Here is a 16,213-nt window from a genome sequence, read left to right as displayed (position 1 = left end):
CGACATGAGCACGAACGACCCGAAGCTGGTCGAGGCGCTCCGCGCCTCGCTCAAGGAGAACGAGGCCCTGCGCACCCAGAACCGCGGGCTCACCGCCGCAAGGCACGAGCCCGTGGCGATCGTCGGGATGGCGTGCCGGTATCCGGGGGGTGTGGCGTCTCCTGAGGAGCTTTGGCGGGTGGTGTCGGAGGGTCGTGATGTGGTGTCGGGGTTTCCGGTGGATCGGGGTTGGGATCTGGCGGATGTGGTGGATCGGTCGGGGGAGCGGCCGGAGACCAGTTATGTGGACTGCGGTGGGTTTCTGTATGAGGCGGGGGAGTTCGATGCGGGGTTCTTCGGGATCTCGCCGAACGAGGCCGCCGTCATGGACCCCCAGCAGCGGCTGCTGCTCGAAGTGTCCTGGGAGGCCATCGAACGGGCGGGCGTGGCGCCGCTGTCCCTCCGCGGGACGAAGACGGGCGTCTTCGCGGGGGTGATGTACCACGACTACCCGCACAACAACGCGTCCGGTTCCCTCGCCTCAGGCCGGGTGTCGTACGCGCTGGGGCTGGAAGGCCCCGCGGTGACGGTGGACACGGCGTGTTCGTCGTCGTTGGTGGCGTTGCATCTGGCGGCGCAGGCGCTGCGGTCGGGGGAGTGTTCGCTGGCGTTGGCGGGTGGCGCGACGGTGATGGCGAGGCCGGACACGTTCATCGAGTTCTCTCGGCAGCGGGGTCTTGCGGCTGATGGGCGGTGCAAGTCGTTCGCGGCGGCTGCTGATGGTACGGGCTGGTCTGAGGGTGTGGGGATGCTGCTTTTGGAGCGGCTGTCGGATGCTCGGCGCAACGGTCATCGGGTTCTGGGGCTGGTGCGGGGTTCGGCGGTGAACCAGGACGGCGCGTCCAACGGGCTGACGGCTCCGAACGGTCCGTCGCAGCAACGGGTCATCGGGCAGGCGCTGGCGAGCGCGCGGGTGCGGTCCGACGAGGTCGACGCGGTCGAAGCCCACGGCACCGGGACTCGGTTAGGCGACCCGATCGAGGCGCAGGCGCTGCTGGCGACCTATGGGCGGGACCGTCCGCAGGACCGGCCGTTGTGGCTGGGATCGATCAAGTCGAACATGGGCCACGCGCAGGCCGCCGCGGGCGTCGCCGGCGTGATCAAAATGGTCCAGGCCATGCGGCACGGGCTGTTGCCCCGGTCGTTGCACGTGGACGAGCCGTCGCCGATGGTGGACTGGTCGTCCGGCGCGGTGCGGTTGCTCACCGAGGCGCGCGAATGGCCGGCGGAGGGGCGTCCCCGCCGCGCGGGGGTGTCATCGTTCGGGATCAGCGGCACCAACGCCCACGTCATCATCGAGGAGCACCCCGGGGCCCCGGAGCGCGAGGCCGCGGAGAAACCCGCTCGCGTGCCGGTCATCCCGCTGCCGCTGTCGGCGAGGAGCGCCGACGCCCTAACGGGCCAAGCGAAGAAGCTGGCCGACCACCTGCGCGCCCACCCCGACCTGGAACTGCTCGACGTCGCCCGCAGCATGGCGGCCTCGCGAGCCGGTCTGGAACACCGTGCCGTCGTGGTCGGCACCGGACGGTCGGACCTCCTGTCCGCCCTCGACGGCCGGCTCCCCCAGGGCCGTGTCCAGCGAGGAGGCCTGGCGTTCCTGTTCTCGGGTCAGGGTTCGCAGCGGTTGGGGATGGGCCGGGAGCTGTATGAGGCGTTTCCGGTGTTCGCGTCGGCCTTCGATGAGGTCTGCGGTGCGTTGGACGAGCCGGTGCGTGAGGTGGTGTGGGGTGATGACGCCGGTCGTTTGACGGAGACGTTCTGGACGCAGACGGGGTTGTTCGCGTTCGAGGTGGCGCTGTTCCGGTTGCTCGAATCCTGGGGTGTCGTGCCGGACTTCCTGGTCGGGCATTCGGTGGGCGAGATCGCGGCCGCGCATATCGCGGGTGTCCTGTCGCTTGAGGACGCGTGCGTGTTGGTGCGGACGCGTGCGCGGTTGATGCAGGAGTTGCCTTCGGGTGGGGCGATGGTGGCGGTGCAGGCCTCCGAAGAGGAGATCCGGCGGCGGTTGGCCGATGGTGTGGAGGTCGCGGCGGTGAACGGGCCGCGTGCGGTGGTGCTGTCGGGTGACGTGGACGCGGTGCTGAAGGCGGCTGAGGCGTCCGGTGCCAAGACTCGGCGTCTCCAGGTCTCGCACGCGTTCCACTCGCGGCTGATGGAGCCGATGCTGGAGGCTTTCGCCGAGGCGATCGGCGGGCTGGACTTCCGTGCCCCGCGGATCCCGGTCGTCTCGAACGTGACCGGGCGGCCCGAGAGCGACTTGGGGCCGGACTACTGGGTGCGTCAGGTGCGCGGCACCGTCCGGTTCGGGGACGCGATCGAGCACCTGTCCGGCCAGGGTGTCGGCACGTTCATCGAGATCGGCCCCGACGCGGCCCTCACGCCGCTGGTCGAGGACGGTGCCATCGCCCTGCTGCGGCGCGGTCGACCGGAGGCGCGGCAGCTGGCCAGCGGTATCGGACAGGCGTTCACCCGAGGCCACGCCCTCGACTGGGAGGCCTTCTTCGACGGCACGGGCGCCCGGATCGTCGACCTGCCCACCTACGCCTTCCAGCACGAGCGCTACTGGACCGTCCCCGGCGACGGCGGGCGAGATCTCGCCGCGGCCGGTCTGGAGAGCGCCGACCATCCCCTTCTCGCGGCGGTGGTGGCGGTCCCCGGCTCGGAGGTGACCGTGCTGACCGGACGGATGTCCCGCGAGGCGCAGCCGTGGCTGGCCGACCACGTCCTCACCGGGACGGCCCTGCTCCCCGGCGCCGCCTTCGTGGAGCTCGCCTTCCGGGCCGCCGGCCAGGTCGGCTGCGACACGGTGGAGGAGCTGACGCTGCGCGCCCCGCTCGTCCTCCCCGAAGAGGGAGCGCGCTCCGTGCGTCTCACCGTGGAGGAACCGGACGCGTCCGGCCGCCGCGTCCTGCACGTCCACTCCCGGGCCGACACCGCGCCGCCCGACGAGCCCTGGACCCTCCACGCCGAGGCCCTCCTGAACGACCGCGACGAGCCGGGACCGGATGCGGATCTCACCCTGTGGCCGCCGCCGGGCGCGCGGAAGGCCGGGCCCGACGACCCCTACGCGCTCCTCCTGGAACGCGGCTTCGACTACGGCCCCGCCTTCCGCGGGCTGCGCGAGGTCTGGACCTCCGACAAGGAGATCTACGCCGAGGTCGAGCTGCCCGCGACGGAACGCGCGGGCGCCGACCGGTTCGGCGTCCACCCCGCCCTCCTGGACGCCGCCCTCCACGCCGGCCTCCTCTGCGACGATGACGGCGACGGCGGCATGGTGATCCCGTTCGTCTGGACCGGGGCGGCGCTCCACGCGACCGGGGCGACCGCGCTGCGGGTCCGGCTGGCTCCGAAGGACGGCGGCGGCATGGCGATCACGGCCGCCGACCCGGCCGGAAGGCCCGTGCTGACGGTGGAGGCGCTCACCGGCCGTCCCGTGACCGAGGGCGACCTGCGGCGCGCCCGCGCCGGAGGCGGCGCACGGCTCTACCGGATGGACTGGCGACCGGCGGCATCGGCCGGCCCCGCCTCCGGGACGGCGGCGACCTTCGTCTGCCCGGCGGCCTCCGGAGACCTCCCCGCCGACGTCCGGGATCTCTGCGGGCGCACGGTCGCCGCGCTGCGCGCCTTTTTGGAGGCCGAGAACCCTCCCGCGTCCCGGCTCGCGGTGGTCACGCGGGGAGCGGTGGGCCCCGGCTCGGCCACGGCCGTCTCCCCGCAGGCACCGGTCTGGGGGATCGTCCGGGCGGCCCAGGCCGAGAATCCCGGACGCTTCGTCCTGGTCGACCTCGACCCGCGTGAGGAGGGGACCGCGGGCCTCGCCGAGGCACTGGCGACCGGCGAACCCGAGGTCGCCGTCCGCGCCGGGCAGGCCCTCGTCCCCCGGCTGGCTCCGGCGGCGCCCGGACCCGGCGCCCCACCGGAGTTCGGCCCCGAGGGCACCGTGCTCGTCACCGGCGGCACGGGCGGCGTCGGCGCGCACCTCGCACGGCACCTCGTCACCGCGCACGGGGTGCGGCACCTGGTGCTGACGAGCCGTCGCGGCCCGGACGCCCCGGGCGCGGCGGACCTGTGCCGCGAACTGGCGGGTGCGGGAGCCGAAGCGACCGTCGCGGCCTGCGACGTCGCCGACCGGGCGGCCCTCGCGGCGCTGCTGGACGGCATCCCGGCGGACCGGCCCCTGCGAGGCGTCGTGCACGCCGCCGGAACCGCCTCCGGCGGGCTGGCCACGGCGATGACGCCCGGACTGCTGGACGCCGCGCTGCGCGCGAAGGCGGACGGGGCCTGGCACCTGCACGAACTCACCCGGGACCGCGAACTGGACGCGTTCGTCCTGGTGTCGTCGGCGGGCGGGCTGGTCCTCGCCGCGGGCCAGGCCAACTACGCGGCGGCCAACGTCTTCCTCGACGCCCTAGCCGAGCACCGCCGCGACGCCGGGCTGCCCGGCGCGTCCATGGCGTGGGGGCTGTGGGAGGGCGTCGGGATGGCCGGGCGGCTGGGCGAGGCCGACCTCGGCCGGTTGCGCCGCCAGGGCCTGCCGCCCATACCGGTGGCCGAGGCGCCCGCCCTGTTCGACGCCGCGCTGGCCGCCGACGAGGCCCTCACGGTCCCGCTGGCGGTCGACGCGGCCGCGCTCCGGGCCCGCACCGACCAGATCCCCGCGCCGCTGCGCGCCCTCGCCCCGCCGCGCCCGCGCCGGGCGGCCGCCACCGTGCCCGGAGCACGCGAGGCCGGAGCGCTCCGGGACGAGCTGCGCGGCCTGGACGAACCGGCACAGGACGCCCTGCTGCGGGACCTCGTGCTCCGGCACGCGGCCACGCTGCTCGGCCACGCCGCGCCCGGCGCCCTCGACCCCGAACGGGAGTTCCTCGAACTCGGCTTCGACTCGCTGTCGGCGATGGAACTGCGCGGCGCGCTCGGGGAGGCGACCGGCCTGGAACTGCCGCCGATGGTCGTCTTCGACGCCCGCGACCCGGCGGGGCTCGCCCGCCGGCTGCGGGAGGAACTGGCCGCCCCCGGCCCCGGCCGCGAGCCGGACCGCCGCGCCGGGCCCGCGGCCGCCGGGGAGATCGGCGGCCTGTTCCGGGAGGCCGCGCGGACCGGCCGGTTCGGACTCGGGTTCGAACTGCTCAAGGCCGTCGCGGCGCTGCGCCCGGCGTTCGCCTCGCCGGACGCGCTCGACGCCCCGCCCCGCCCCGTGCGGCTCTCCAGCGGACCGGACGGCCCCGTCCTGGTGTGCATCGGCACGCCCGCGGCGACCGGGGGAGTCCACCAGTACGCGCACATCGCGGCCGCGCTGCGCCCCGGGCGGCAGGTCGCGGGCCTGCCGCTGCCGGGCTTCGCGCCGGACGAGCCGCTGCCCGCGTCGGCGGACGCCGCGGTCGAGGTCCTCGCCCGCGCGGCGGCCGGGGCCGCGGACGGGCGGCCGCTCGTGCTGCTCGGCTACTCGGCGGGCGGCCTGGTCGCGGGCGCCGTGGCGGCGCGCCTGGAGCACCGCCACGGCCTGCGGCCCGCGGGCCTGGTGCTGCTCGACACCTACCGGTACCGGGACGGCGACTGGGGCGTCCCGCTGGACCGGCTCGCGGCCGGGCTGTTCGCGACCGAGTCGGAGTTCGGCGCGTTCGACACCGCCCGCTGGTCGGCGATGGCGGGCTGGGGCGAGCTCATCCCCGACCTGGAGCGGGACGACCCCGCGACCCCCGGCCTGTTCGTGCAGTGCACCCGGCGCTTCTACGAGCCGGACGACGGGGACGCCGGCGCCGGGCACGCGACGGGCGACGCCGACGGCTGGCGGGCCGCCCCCTGGAACCCCGCCCACACGCTGCGGACCGTCGACGCCGACCACTTCGGCCTCGTCGAGGCGGGCGCGGCGGACACCGCACGGATCATCGACGACTGGCTCGACACCCTCCAGACCACTCCCGCGAAGGCGAGGCCGTGACCATGACTCCGCGCCCGACCGCGAAGGGCACCGTCCCCTTCGGCGACCACGCGACCTGGTACCGCGTGACCGGCGACCTCGGCGAGGGCGGCCCCCCGCTCGTGGTGCTGCACGGCGGTCCAGGCAGCACCCACGACTACCTCCTGGCGCTCGCCGACCTGGCCCGGCCCGGGCGGCCCGTCGTCCACTACGACCAGCTCGGCAACGGCGGCTCGACCCACCTGCCCGGCAAGGACGCGGACTTCTGGACGGTCCGCCTCTTCCTCGACGAGCTGGACAACCTCCTGCGGCGCCTCGGCATCGCCGACGACTACGTCCTGTACGGGCACTCGTGGGGCGGGGTCCTGGCGGCCGAGCACGCCGCCGCCCGCCCCGCCGGGCTGCGCGGCCTGATCCTGGCGAACGCGCCCGCCTCCTACCCGGTCTGGAACCAGGAGATGAAGGGACTGCGGGACGCGCTTCCCCCCGGCGTCGACGCGACGCTGCGGCGGCACGAGGAGGCCGGGACGACCGACTCCGCCGAGTACCACGCCGCGATGCGGGTGTTCTACGAGCGGCACGTCTGCCGCGTCCTGCCGTGGCCGCGCGACTACCTCGCCTCCTTCTACGAGATCGTCAACGACCCGACCGTGTACGCGGCGATGAACGGGCCCAGCGAGTTCCACGTCATCGGCACGCTGCGGGACTGGTCGGTGGAGGCGCGCTGCCCCGACATCGCCGTCCCCGCGCTGGTGCTGTCGGGACGCCACGACGAGGCCACCCCCGCCGTGGTCCGGCCGTTCGCCGAACTGATCCCGGACGCCCGCTGGGAGGTCTTCGAGGAGTCCAGCCACCTGCCGCACCTGGAGGAGCCGGAGCGGTTCCGCGCCGTCGTCGGCGCCTACCTGGACGGTCTCGCACGGTAGGGGCCGGTTAGGGGTTCTGCGGGCGGGAACGGCGGCCGCACACTTGGGCTCGTCCGAGGAGCCGACGGATGGGGCGACGGATGGAGACCGGCCAGCAGGACACGAGCGCGATCGTCTTCCCGGGCATGGGGCCCGTGCCGTTCGCGGACGTCGGCAGGTTCATGGTGCTCGACCGGTCCGCCCGCAGGCTCGTGGCGGAGGCCGACGCGGTGCTCGGCCGCTCGCTGGTCGACGGGTTCCGCGACACCCCCGGCGACTACTCCGAGTACGCCCAGGTCGCCTTCCTGGTGAACTGCCTCGCGGCGGCGGACCGGGCGCGGACCGAGCTCGGCGCGGACCCGGTCGTCTGCGCCGGGCCAAGCTTCGGGGGCAAGGCCGCCGCGGTCGCCTCGGGCGCGCTCGGGTTCGCCGACGCCGTCACGATGACCCTGCGCTGGGCGCGGCTGCTGGAGGAGTACGCCGCGCGCGAGTGCCCCGACGTGGTGACGCACTCGTTCGCCCGGACCCCCGCCGGCGTCTTCGCCGGGATCCTCGCCGAACTCGGCGGACGCGGCGGCTGGCACGAGACCTCCTGCCAGGTGGACGACGACTTCCACATGGTGACGGTGCGGGAGCGGGACCTGCCGTGGCTGTGCGGGCGCGTCCGCGCGGCGGGCGGCCTGCCGCTCTACGCGATGCGGCCGCCCATGCACACCACGGTGCTCGGACCCCTGCGGGACGAGGTGGAGCGGGAGGTCTTCGCCGAGCTGAGCTTCACCGACCCCCTGCTCCCCGTCATCGCCGACCAGGACGGCCGGACGGTCCGGACGGCAGAGGGCGTCCGCGCGATGCTGCTCGACGGGTTCGTCCGCACCGTCCGGTGGCCCGCCGTGGTGGCGGCGCTCAAGGCCAGGGGCGTCGGGACGCTCTACGTCGCCGGGCCCGACGCGCTCTTCGGCCGGGTCCGGTGCACGACCGACGCGTTCCGGGTGGTGCCGGTGGACCCGAAGGCGCTGACGCGGCCCCGCGGGCGCGGGACCGCCCGGACGGCCGGCGCCGGGACCGGCGCCGCCCGCGGGGCGGTGCCCTCGGCGGGTCAGGCGGTCTCCGCGACCACCCCGGTGAGCGTCCGCCACAGCACCCCGGCGGAGGCGAAGGTCTCGGGCCTCAGCGAATCGTCGACGAAACGCACCCCGTAGGCGCTCTCCAGAGACGCGAGAAGCTCGACGGTGCCCAGCGAGTCGAGCCCGAGATCGCCCAGCGCGGCGTCCGGGGCGAGCGATTCCTCGGGAGCCAGAAAAGGAAGCTGGCGGCGCAGAAGTTCCTCGAACCTATTGTCCCACACGGCGAATACCGAACCTTTCGCTAAGCCCCCCGGGCCTGTCCGTCGGTGACAAGCCCATCCCAGGACGGTTCCCGGGGCAACCCTTCACCGACCCCTAGTCCCAGGGAACTCAAGGATGGACGACAAGACAGATCCGGCGCTTCACGCGCGCTTTCTTCGCGGCCTTGGACGGTCCCCGGGAAGAACGGCGGTCTCCGTGGGGCCCCGAAGCCTCGACTACGCCTCGGTCCACGAACTGGCCCTCAGGCGCGCCGGTGCGCTGCTGGCCCGCCACGGCGGCGTCCCGAAGGCCGTCGGCGTCCTCGCCGGCAAGAGCCTGGACGCCTACGTCGCGGTCCTGGCGGGCCTCTACACGGGTGCGGCGCTGGTGCCACTGCACCCGGGCTTCCCGCCCGCCCGCACGATGGCCATGGTCCGAGCCGCCGGCGTGTCGGCGGTCCTGGCCGACGGGATCGGCGCGGCGGCGCTGGAGCCCCTCGCGCGGGAAGGGTTCGACCTGCCCGTCCTCCTGCCGGAGGGGGCCCCGGACGCCACTCCGCCCGCTCCGCTGGACCGGATGGCGGTCCGCGACCGCGACGCGCTCGCCGAGCCCCGGCCGGTCGGCCCGGACGACGTCGCCTACGTGCTGTTCACCTCCGGCTCCACGGGCCGCCCCAAGGGGGTCCGGATCAGCCACGGCGCGACCCGCCACTACTTCGGGGTGCTGGACGGCCGGTACGACTTCGCGCCCGACGACGTGTTCTCGCAGACGTTCGACCTGAGCTTCGACTGCGCGATCTTCGACCTCTTCTGCGCCTGGGGCGCGGGCGCGACGGTCCGGGCCGTGCCGCCGCACGCCTACCGCGACCTGCCCGGATTCGCCGCCGAGCACGGCCTGACGGTGTGGTTCTCCACCCCGAGCGCGATCGCGCTGGTCCGCCGCACCGGTGCCCTGCGCGAGGCCTCGATGCCGGGCCTGCGCTGGAGCCTGTTCGCCGGAGAGGCGCTGCGCTGCGCCGACGCGGCGGACTGGCTGGCCGCCGCGCCCGAGAGCACCGTGGAGAACCTATACGGGCCCACCGAGCTGACCGTCACCATCAGCGGCCACCGCTTCGACCCTCGGACGTCGCCGGACGCCGCGGTGAACGGGCTGGTCCCCATCGGCGCGGTCCACGAGGGCCACGACCACCTGCTGGCCGGCGACGACGGGCGGGACGCGGTCGATGAGGGCGAGCTGTGCGTCACCGGCCCGCAGATGACGCCCGGATACCTCGACCCCGCGGACGGCGAGGGCCGCTTCCTGCGGCGGGGCGGTCGGCTGTGGTACCGGACCGGCGACCGGGTCCGCCGGCTGCCCGGCGGCGAGCTGGCCTACCTCGGCCGGGGGGACTCCCAGATCCAGGTCCAGGGCTGGCGCGTCGAGCCGAGCGAGGTGGAGCACGCGCTGCGCGCCCACCCCGCGGTCGAGGACGCCGTGGCCGTCGCCCGCCGGGCGCACGGCGCCACCGAGATCCTCGCGTTCTACACCGGGACCCCCACCCCGCCGGCGGAACTGGCGGCCTTCCTCCGCCGCACCCTCCCGCACGGCATGGTGCCCCGCGCGTTCCGGCACACCGGCGCCTTCCCGCTGAACGGCAACCGCAAGATCGACCGGCGGGAACTCGCGCGCCGCGCCGTCCTCTAGGGGTCGGTTAGGGGTGCCCGGGCGAGGGCGCCGAGACCTAGCCTGCGGAAGCAGTATCCGAGAGGAAGCTCCAATGACCGAAACGGCCGACGTCGAATCCGCGAGCACCGGGCATCCGGCTTTTCCGATGGCCCGCAAGTGCCCCTTCTCTCCGCCCGAGGAATACGCGCGGCTGCGGGAGACCGAGCCCATTTCAAAGGTCACTCTCACGCAGAACGGCCGCACCGTCTGGCTGCTCACGAAATACGAGCACGTGCGCGCCGTCCTCGCCGACCCGAGAATGAGCGCCGACATCACCGCCGACGGCTATCCGCTGATGATCCCGGTGCCGATCGAGATCCTCAGGTCGGTGCCGCGCGCCCTGTTCCACCTGGACCCGCCCCAGCACACGGTGCAGCGCCGCCTCCTGATGCCCGAGTTCACCGTGCGCAGGGTCGAGGCGATGCGCGCCCGGACCCAGGAGATCACCGACGAGCGGATCTCGGCGATCCTCGAGCACGGCGGCCCGGTGGACCTGGTGGCCGAGCTGGCGCTGCCGATCCCGTCGCAGGCCATCTGCGAGCTGCTCGGCATCCCCTTCGAGGACCGGCACTTCTTCCACGAGTACACCGCCGGGATCATCGGCAAGAACACCGACCAGGACGCGATCCTCGCCCGCGAGATGGAGATGGCCGCCTACATCGACCGGCTGCTCGACGCGCGCGAGAAGGAGCCCGGCGACGACCTGATCAGCCATCTGCTCATGCGCAACCGCGAGCCCGCCTTCGGCGTCGAGCGCGGCGACATCGGCATCCTGGTCCGCGCGCTCATCGCCGGCGGCCACGAGACGACCGCGAACATGATCTCCCTCGGCGTGCTGGCGCTGCTGGCGAACCCCGACCAGCTCGCCCTCGTGCGGGAGGACCGCGCGCTCGCCGCGCGGGCGGTGGACGAGGCGCTGCGGCTGTTCAGCATCTCCGACTTCGGCACCTCCCGGGTGGCGACCGAGGACATCGAGCTCGACGGCATCGTCATCCGCAAGGGCGAGGGCGTCATCGCCTCGATGGCCGCCGCCGACCACGACCCCTCGGTGTTCGCCGACCCGGGCCGCTTCGACATCCGCCGCGAGGCCGCCAAGCACGTCGCGTTCGGGCACGGCATCCACCAGTGCTCCGGCCAGTCGCTGGTGCGGATGGAGCTGGAGATCGTGTTCACCACGCTGTTCGACCGGATCCCCGGCCTGCGCCTCGCGGTGCCGCTGGAGGAGGTGCCGATGAAGACCGAGTCCCTCATCCACGGCCTCCGCGAGCTGATGGTCACCTGGTGAGGGGCGCCCGATGACCGAACGGACCGAGACGGCGGACGAGGCCGCGGAGAAGGCCGGGGAGGGCGGGTACCTCGTTCGGGCCGACCGGAGCCGCTGCATCGCCTCGGGCTCCTGCGTCCTCACCGAGCCCGCCGTGTTCGACCAGGACCTGACCGACGGCTTCGTCCTGCTGCGCGACCCCCGCCCCGGCCGGGAGCGCCGCCGGGCGGTGCTCCGGGCGGTGGACGGCTGCCCGGCGGGCGCGCTGTCGGTCGTGGAGCCCGCGGGGGAGTAGGCGCCGGCAGTGGGCGGGCGCCGAGAGGGAGGGGCAGTGCGGACTGCGAACAGGGCGGGGGGACCGCCGCGGGAGGCGGGCCTCGTGCACGAGCTGCTGGACGAGGCCGCCCGCGAGGCGGAGGACGCGACGGCCGTCAGGCACGAAGGGCGGGCGTGGAGCTTCCGGCGGCTCGCCGACCGCAGCCACGCCTTCGCCCGGTGGCTGCGCGCCCGCGGCGTCGCGCCGGGGGACCGGGTGGTGACCCGGCTGCCCAACCGGCCGGAGCTGGTCGCCATGCTCTACGGGACGTCGCGGAGCGGCGCCGTCTTCGTCCCGCTCAACCCCGCGATGAGGGAGTTCCACCTGAAGTCGGTGCTGGCCGACGCCGAGCCCGCGCTCGTCCTGGCCCCGGGCGCGGAGCTGCCGCGGCTGCGGGACCTGACGGCCGTCCCGGTGTACGACGCTGACGCCGTCTGGGCCGAGGTGGAGGCCGAGCGCGGCGCGGACCCGTTCGCCGGGCCCGGCATCGACCCGGAGGCGCTCGCGGTCCTGGTCTACACCTCGGGCAGCACCTCCGTCCCCAAGGCGGTGATGTGCCCGCACGCGCCCGTGGTGTTCGCCGGCCGCGCCATCCAGGAGGTGCTGCGCTACCGGCCGGACGACGTGGTGTACTGCCGGTTCCCGATCTCGTGGGACTACGGGCTGTACAAGGTGCTGCTGGCCTGCCTCGGCCGCAGCGAACTCGTCCTTGCGGGCGAGGTGTCCGACCTGGTGATGCTGCGCCGGATGCGGGAGACCGGCACGACCGTCGTCCCGATCGTCCCGTCCTTCGCCTCGATGATCGTCACCATGGCGCGGCGGGAGGCGGGCCCGCTGCCCCCGGTGCGGATGTTCACCAACACCGGCGCCGCGCTGCCGGACGCGACGATCGAGGGGCTGCGCGAGGCGTTCCCCGGTGCGCGGGTGGTCCGCCAGTTCGGGCAGACCGAGTGCAAGCGCATCTCGATCATGCCGCCCGAGCAGGACGGCGAGCGCCCGGGCTCGGTGGGCCTGCCGCTGCCGGGCACCGCCGTGCGGATCCTCGGCCCGGACGGCGAGCCGCTCCCGCCCGGCGAGGTCGGCGAGATCACCGCGGCCGGGCCGCACGTCATGGCCGGGTACTGGCGCTCGCCCGAGCTGACCGCCCGGACCTTCCGCACCGACCCCGAGACCGGCGGGCGCCGCCTGCACACCGGCGACTACGGCTGGTTCGACGGCGAGGGCTACCTGTACTTCGCGGGCCGCCGCGACGACATGTTCAAGCGCAAGGGCATCCGCATGAGCACCCTGGAGATCGAAGCCGCGGCGATGGACGTCCCCGGCGTCCGCGCCGCCGCCGTCCTGCCCCCGGACGGCGGCCGCGACCTGGCCGTCTTCGTGGCCGGCGAGGTCGAGGCGGGCGTGGTGCTGCGCGAGCTGGCCCGCAGGCTGGAGCCCGCCAAGGTGCCGGCGACCTGCCGGGTGCTCCCCGACATCCCGCTCACCGCCCACGGCAAGAACTCGCGCGACGTGCTCGCCCGGCTGCTGGTGGGGGAGGCGCGGTGACCCGCGAACAGGACCTGGCGGAACGCTTCGGCACCCCGCTGTACGTCTACGACCTGGACGAGGTCGCCGCCGCCACCGCCGGGCTGCTCGACGCGCTGCCCGAGGGCGTCGAGCTCTTCTACGCGCTGAAGGCCAACCCGCACCCCGACGTCGTCCGGGCGACCCGGCCGGCACCGGGGCGCCGCTGCCGCGCCGAGATCAGCTCGGCGGGAGAGCTCGCCGCCGCGCTCGACGCCGGCTTCACCGGCGCCGACTGCCTCTACACCGGCCCCGGCAAGACCATGGCGGAACTGCGGCTCGCGATCGCTGCGGGCGTCCGGCTGTTCTCGACGGACTCGGTGGACGACGTCCGCAACGTCGGGGCCGCCGCGCGGGCGGAGGGCGCGCCGGTCCGGTGCCTGCTGCGGGTCAACGGAGCCCCGGGCGGCGCCACCACCGGCATCAGGATGACCGGTACCCCCTCCCAGTTCGGCTTCGACGCCGAGACGCTGCCCGACCTGATGCCCGAGCTGCGCCGGGTGGACGGCGTCGAGCCGGCCGGCCTGCACTTCTTCCCGCTGAGCAACGCGCGGGACGAGGACAGCCTGATCGCCGAGTTCCGGCAGACCGTCGAGACCGCCGCCGCCCTCGGCCGCGACCTCGGTCTGCCACTCGACCTGCTGGACATCGGCGGCGGGTTCGCCGCCCCCTACGCCGTCCCCGGCGAGCGCCCCCGCTACCCGAACCTGCGCCGCGAACTGGAGGCGGCGCTCGACCCGCACCTTCCCGGCTGGCGCGCCGGCCGCCCGCGCGTCGCCTGCGAGTCCGGGCGGCACCTGGTCGGCACGGCCGGCGCGCTGGTCGCCGGCGTGACCGGCGTCAAGTCCAGCCGGGGACGCCGGTACGTGATCCTGGACGTGGGCATCAACGCCTTCGGCGGCATGTCGGGGCTCGGCCGCCTGCTGCCGGTCGCGGTGCGGCCGGACGGCGCCGGTCCGGCCACCGGGCGGGGCAGCCTCGTCGGGCCGCTGTGCACGCCCGGCGACGTCCTCGGCCGCGAGATCGAGCTGCCCGACCTGGCCCCGGGTGACACGGTGGTCATCCCGAACGCCGGGGCCTACGGGCTGACCGCGAGCCTGCTGGCCTTCCTCGGACGCCCGGCGCCGGTGGAGGTCGCCGTCCGGGGCGGGCGGGTCGTCTCGGTGACCCGCCTCGAACACCGCCGCGCCGACGTCCGCGACGCGGTCCCCGCCGGGGGACCGCGATGACCGTGAGTCCGGTGGACGCCACCGGGCGGCCCGCCGCGGCGCGCGGCACCGTCGTGGTCGGCAGCGTGCCCTCCGACGCGCACACCTGGAACCTGGTCTTCCTCCAGCTCCTCATCGAGGAGCTCGGCTACACGGTGGTCAACCTCGGGCCCTGCACCCCCGAGGAGACACTGGTGGAGGCGTGCGAGCGGACCGCCCCGGTGATGGTCGTGATCAGCAGCGTCAACGGCCACGGCGGGCGGGACGGGCTGCGGCTGATCGAACGGCTCCGCGCCCGGGACGCGCTCGCCGCCACGCCGGTGGTGATCGGCGGGCAGCTGGACACCCGGGGCGCCGACACCGCGGGGCAGGTCGCCGAGCTGCTCGCCGCCGGGTACGACGCGGTGTTCGCGGGCGGCGCCGCCGGGACCTCGGAGTTCCGCGACCTCCTGGCCGCCCTGCCCGAACCCGCCCGCACACCGGTGGGACCGGAGGGCGGCGGCCTGTGACGGCGGACCCGCACCCGCCCGGCGCGGACGCTCCGGTGGCCGGCGTGCCGGTGCCGGGCGTCCCGGAGGCGGCACGGCACCGGGCGGCGCACTTCGGCGCGTTCGTTCGGGCCCGGCACGCCGGAGGCGCACTCGTCGTGCAGCCCCGGATGGGCTTCGGCTCGCCCCGCCGGATGCGGGCGGGCCTGGTCGCCACCCGGCGGGCGCGGGCCACCACCGTCGGCACCATCACCCTGGACAGCTACACCCGGGTGGGGGACCCCGGCGCCGCCGCGCGGGCACTGCGGGAGGGCGCGGACCTCAACGGGTACCCGATCGTCGCCCATCCGCCCGCCACCACCGCCCGGGTGCTGGCCGGCGTCGCCGACGCCGGCTTCCCGGTGCAGGTCCGGCACGGGTCGGCCGTCCCCGGCGACATCTTCACCGCGCTCGTCCGGCTGCGGCTGGCCGCCACCGAGGGCGGCCCCGTCTCCTACTGCCTGCCGTACGGGCGGACGCCGCTGGCGGAGTCGGTCCGCAACTGGGCCGACTGCACGCGGCGGTTCGCCGAGCTCGCGGACCTGGGTCTCCAGCCGCATCTGGAGACGTTCGGCGGCTGCATGCTCGGACAATTGTGCCCGCCCGGCCAACTGGTCGCGATCAGTGTTCTGGAAGCGCTGTTCTTCTGCCGCAACGGGATCTCCAGCATATCGGTCAGCTACGCGCAGCAGACCAATGAGGCCCAGGACGTGGAGGCGGTTCACGCATTGCGGCGGCTGTGCGGTGAATTACTGCCGACGAATGATTGGCACACGGTCGTCTACACCTACATGGGGCTGTATCCGCGCAGCGAGGCCGGGGCGCTGCGCCTGCTGTCGGCGGCGGCCCGGCTGGCGGTGGCCGCGGGGGCGGAACGGCTCATCGTCAAGACCGTCGCCGAAGCGCACCGCATCCCGACCATCGAGGAGAACGTGGCCGGGCTCGAACACGCCGCCCGCGCCGCCCGCGGCGCCCCGCGTCCGGCGCACCCGCCCGAGTTCCCCGGATCGGACACCTACCAGGAGGCGTCCGCACTGGTCAGCGCGGTGCTGAACCTCGCGGACGACGTGGGGACGGCGCTGCTGCTGGCGTTCCGGCGCGGCTACCTCGACATCCCGTACTGCCTGCACCCGGACAACCGGGGCCGCACCCGCAGCTACCTCGACCCCGACGGGCGGCTGCGCTGGGCGGTGACGGGCGCGCTGCCGATACCTTCCCGCGCCCGCGCCGCCGCGCCCGCCAGGGTCACCTCCTCCGGCCTGCTGGACGACCTTTCCTACATGCGCCGCAAGTTCGATCGCGAGGCCTCCGAAATCGGCTCGGGACCGGAATTCAAGGAGTTGGCATAGGGGTCCGCTAGGGGTAGGGGGCGGAATCCGGCCGGGTTAGGGTCGGGTGGCATTCAAGGTGAATCCCAATGATGGCCATCGGCCTGTCGGAGAGCG

Annotated in this window: 11 protein-coding genes; 10 read left to right on the top strand and 1 reads right to left on the bottom strand. The window is 74.6% G+C overall.

Features of this window, described 5'->3' with window-relative positions:
• Window positions 1–4: 4 nt before the first annotated feature.
• From FKD65_RS07145 to FKD65_RS07135, 3 genes are all read left to right on the top strand, one after another.
• Window positions 5–5,977, top strand: coding sequence for a type I polyketide synthase (locus FKD65_RS07145; protein ID WP_141576725.1), 5,973 nt, complete (start codon window positions 5–7; stop codon window positions 5,975–5,977).
• Window positions 5,978–5,979: 2 nt separating this feature from the next.
• On the top strand, window positions 5,980–6,882 hold the full coding sequence (locus FKD65_RS07140) for a proline iminopeptidase-family hydrolase (RefSeq protein ID WP_141586502.1): 903 nt from the start codon (window positions 5,980–5,982) through the stop codon (window positions 6,880–6,882).
• Window positions 6,883–6,950: 68 nt separating this feature from the next.
• Window positions 6,951–8,060, top strand: a complete 1,110-nt coding sequence (locus FKD65_RS07135; protein ID WP_240810006.1) for a hypothetical protein — start codon at window positions 6,951–6,953, stop codon at window positions 8,058–8,060.
• Here FKD65_RS07135 and FKD65_RS46560 read toward each other — a convergent pair.
• Window positions 7,958–8,206 (bottom strand): phosphopantetheine-binding protein, encoded by a 249-nt coding sequence (locus FKD65_RS46560; RefSeq protein WP_141576724.1) that lies wholly within the window; start codon window positions 8,204–8,206, stop codon window positions 7,958–7,960. The genes FKD65_RS07135 and FKD65_RS46560 overlap by 103 nt on opposite strands.
• A 115-nt stretch (window positions 8,207–8,321) precedes the next feature.
• On the opposite strand from FKD65_RS46560, the gene FKD65_RS07125 reads away from it, so the two are divergent.
• The 7 genes from FKD65_RS07125 to FKD65_RS07095 all read left to right on the top strand — a co-directional run bounded on the left by FKD65_RS07125 (window position 8,322) and on the right by FKD65_RS07095 (window position 16,117).
• A complete protein-coding gene (locus FKD65_RS07125) occupies window positions 8,322–9,869 on the top strand; it encodes an AMP-binding protein (RefSeq protein ID WP_141576723.1) in 1,548 nt (515 codons plus the stop codon).
• A 73-nt stretch (window positions 9,870–9,942) separates the two neighbouring features.
• Window positions 9,943–11,175 carry a cytochrome P450 gene (locus FKD65_RS07120; protein WP_141576722.1) on the top strand — a complete coding sequence of 411 codons (1,233 nt, stop codon included), beginning with the start codon at window positions 9,943–9,945 and terminating at the stop codon, window positions 11,173–11,175.
• A 10-nt stretch (window positions 11,176–11,185) separates the two neighbouring features.
• Entirely contained in the window at window positions 11,186–11,449 is a 264-nt protein-coding gene (locus tag FKD65_RS07115; protein ID WP_141576721.1) for a ferredoxin, read from the top strand.
• Between the two features lie 36 nt (window positions 11,450–11,485).
• Window positions 11,486–13,015 (top strand): AMP-binding protein, encoded by a 1,530-nt coding sequence (locus FKD65_RS07110; RefSeq protein WP_240810004.1) that lies wholly within the window; start codon window positions 11,486–11,488, stop codon window positions 13,013–13,015.
• Window positions 13,012–14,262, top strand: coding sequence for a type III PLP-dependent enzyme (locus FKD65_RS07105; RefSeq protein ID WP_141576720.1), 1,251 nt, complete (start codon window positions 13,012–13,014; stop codon window positions 14,260–14,262). Before FKD65_RS07110 ends, FKD65_RS07105 begins: the two co-directional genes overlap by 4 nt.
• On the top strand, window positions 14,259–14,750 hold the full coding sequence (locus tag FKD65_RS07100) for a cobalamin B12-binding domain-containing protein (RefSeq protein WP_141576719.1): 492 nt from the start codon (window positions 14,259–14,261) through the stop codon (window positions 14,748–14,750). The genes FKD65_RS07105 and FKD65_RS07100 overlap by 4 nt, the downstream gene beginning before the upstream one ends.
• Complete coding sequence (locus FKD65_RS07095) at window positions 14,747–16,117, top strand: methylaspartate mutase (RefSeq protein ID WP_240810003.1); 1,371 nt, start codon at window positions 14,747–14,749, stop codon at window positions 16,115–16,117. The genes FKD65_RS07100 and FKD65_RS07095 overlap by 4 nt, the downstream gene beginning before the upstream one ends.
• The last annotated feature ends 96 nt before the right edge of the window (window positions 16,118–16,213 follow it).

This window comes from Actinomadura sp. WMMA1423 (assembly GCF_006547145.1).
In the GTDB taxonomy this organism is placed as follows: domain Bacteria; phylum Actinomycetota; class Actinomycetes; order Streptosporangiales; family Streptosporangiaceae; genus Spirillospora.
The sequence above is the reverse complement of the archived record's forward strand: the minus strand, read 5'-3'. Positions and strand labels throughout refer to the sequence as shown.

Bases quoted from the DNA above. Each gene is read 5' to 3' on its own strand.
- FKD65_RS07145 (WP_141576725.1), top strand. From the start codon at position 5: ATGAGCACGAACGACCCGAAGCTGGTCGAGGCGCTCCGCGCCTCGCTC.
- FKD65_RS07140 (WP_141586502.1), top strand. From the start codon at position 5,980: ATGACTCCGCGCCCGACCGCGAAGGGCACCGTCCCCTTCGGCGACCAC.
- FKD65_RS07135 (WP_240810006.1), top strand. From the start codon at position 6,951: ATGGGGCGACGGATGGAGACCGGCCAGCAGGACACGAGCGCGATCGTC.
- FKD65_RS07125 (WP_141576723.1), top strand. From the start codon at position 8,322: ATGGACGACAAGACAGATCCGGCGCTTCACGCGCGCTTTCTTCGCGGC.
- FKD65_RS07120 (WP_141576722.1), top strand. From the start codon at position 9,943: ATGACCGAAACGGCCGACGTCGAATCCGCGAGCACCGGGCATCCGGCT.
- FKD65_RS07115 (WP_141576721.1), top strand. From the start codon at position 11,186: ATGACCGAACGGACCGAGACGGCGGACGAGGCCGCGGAGAAGGCCGGG.
- FKD65_RS07100 (WP_141576719.1), top strand. From the start codon at position 14,259: ATGACCGTGAGTCCGGTGGACGCCACCGGGCGGCCCGCCGCGGCGCGC.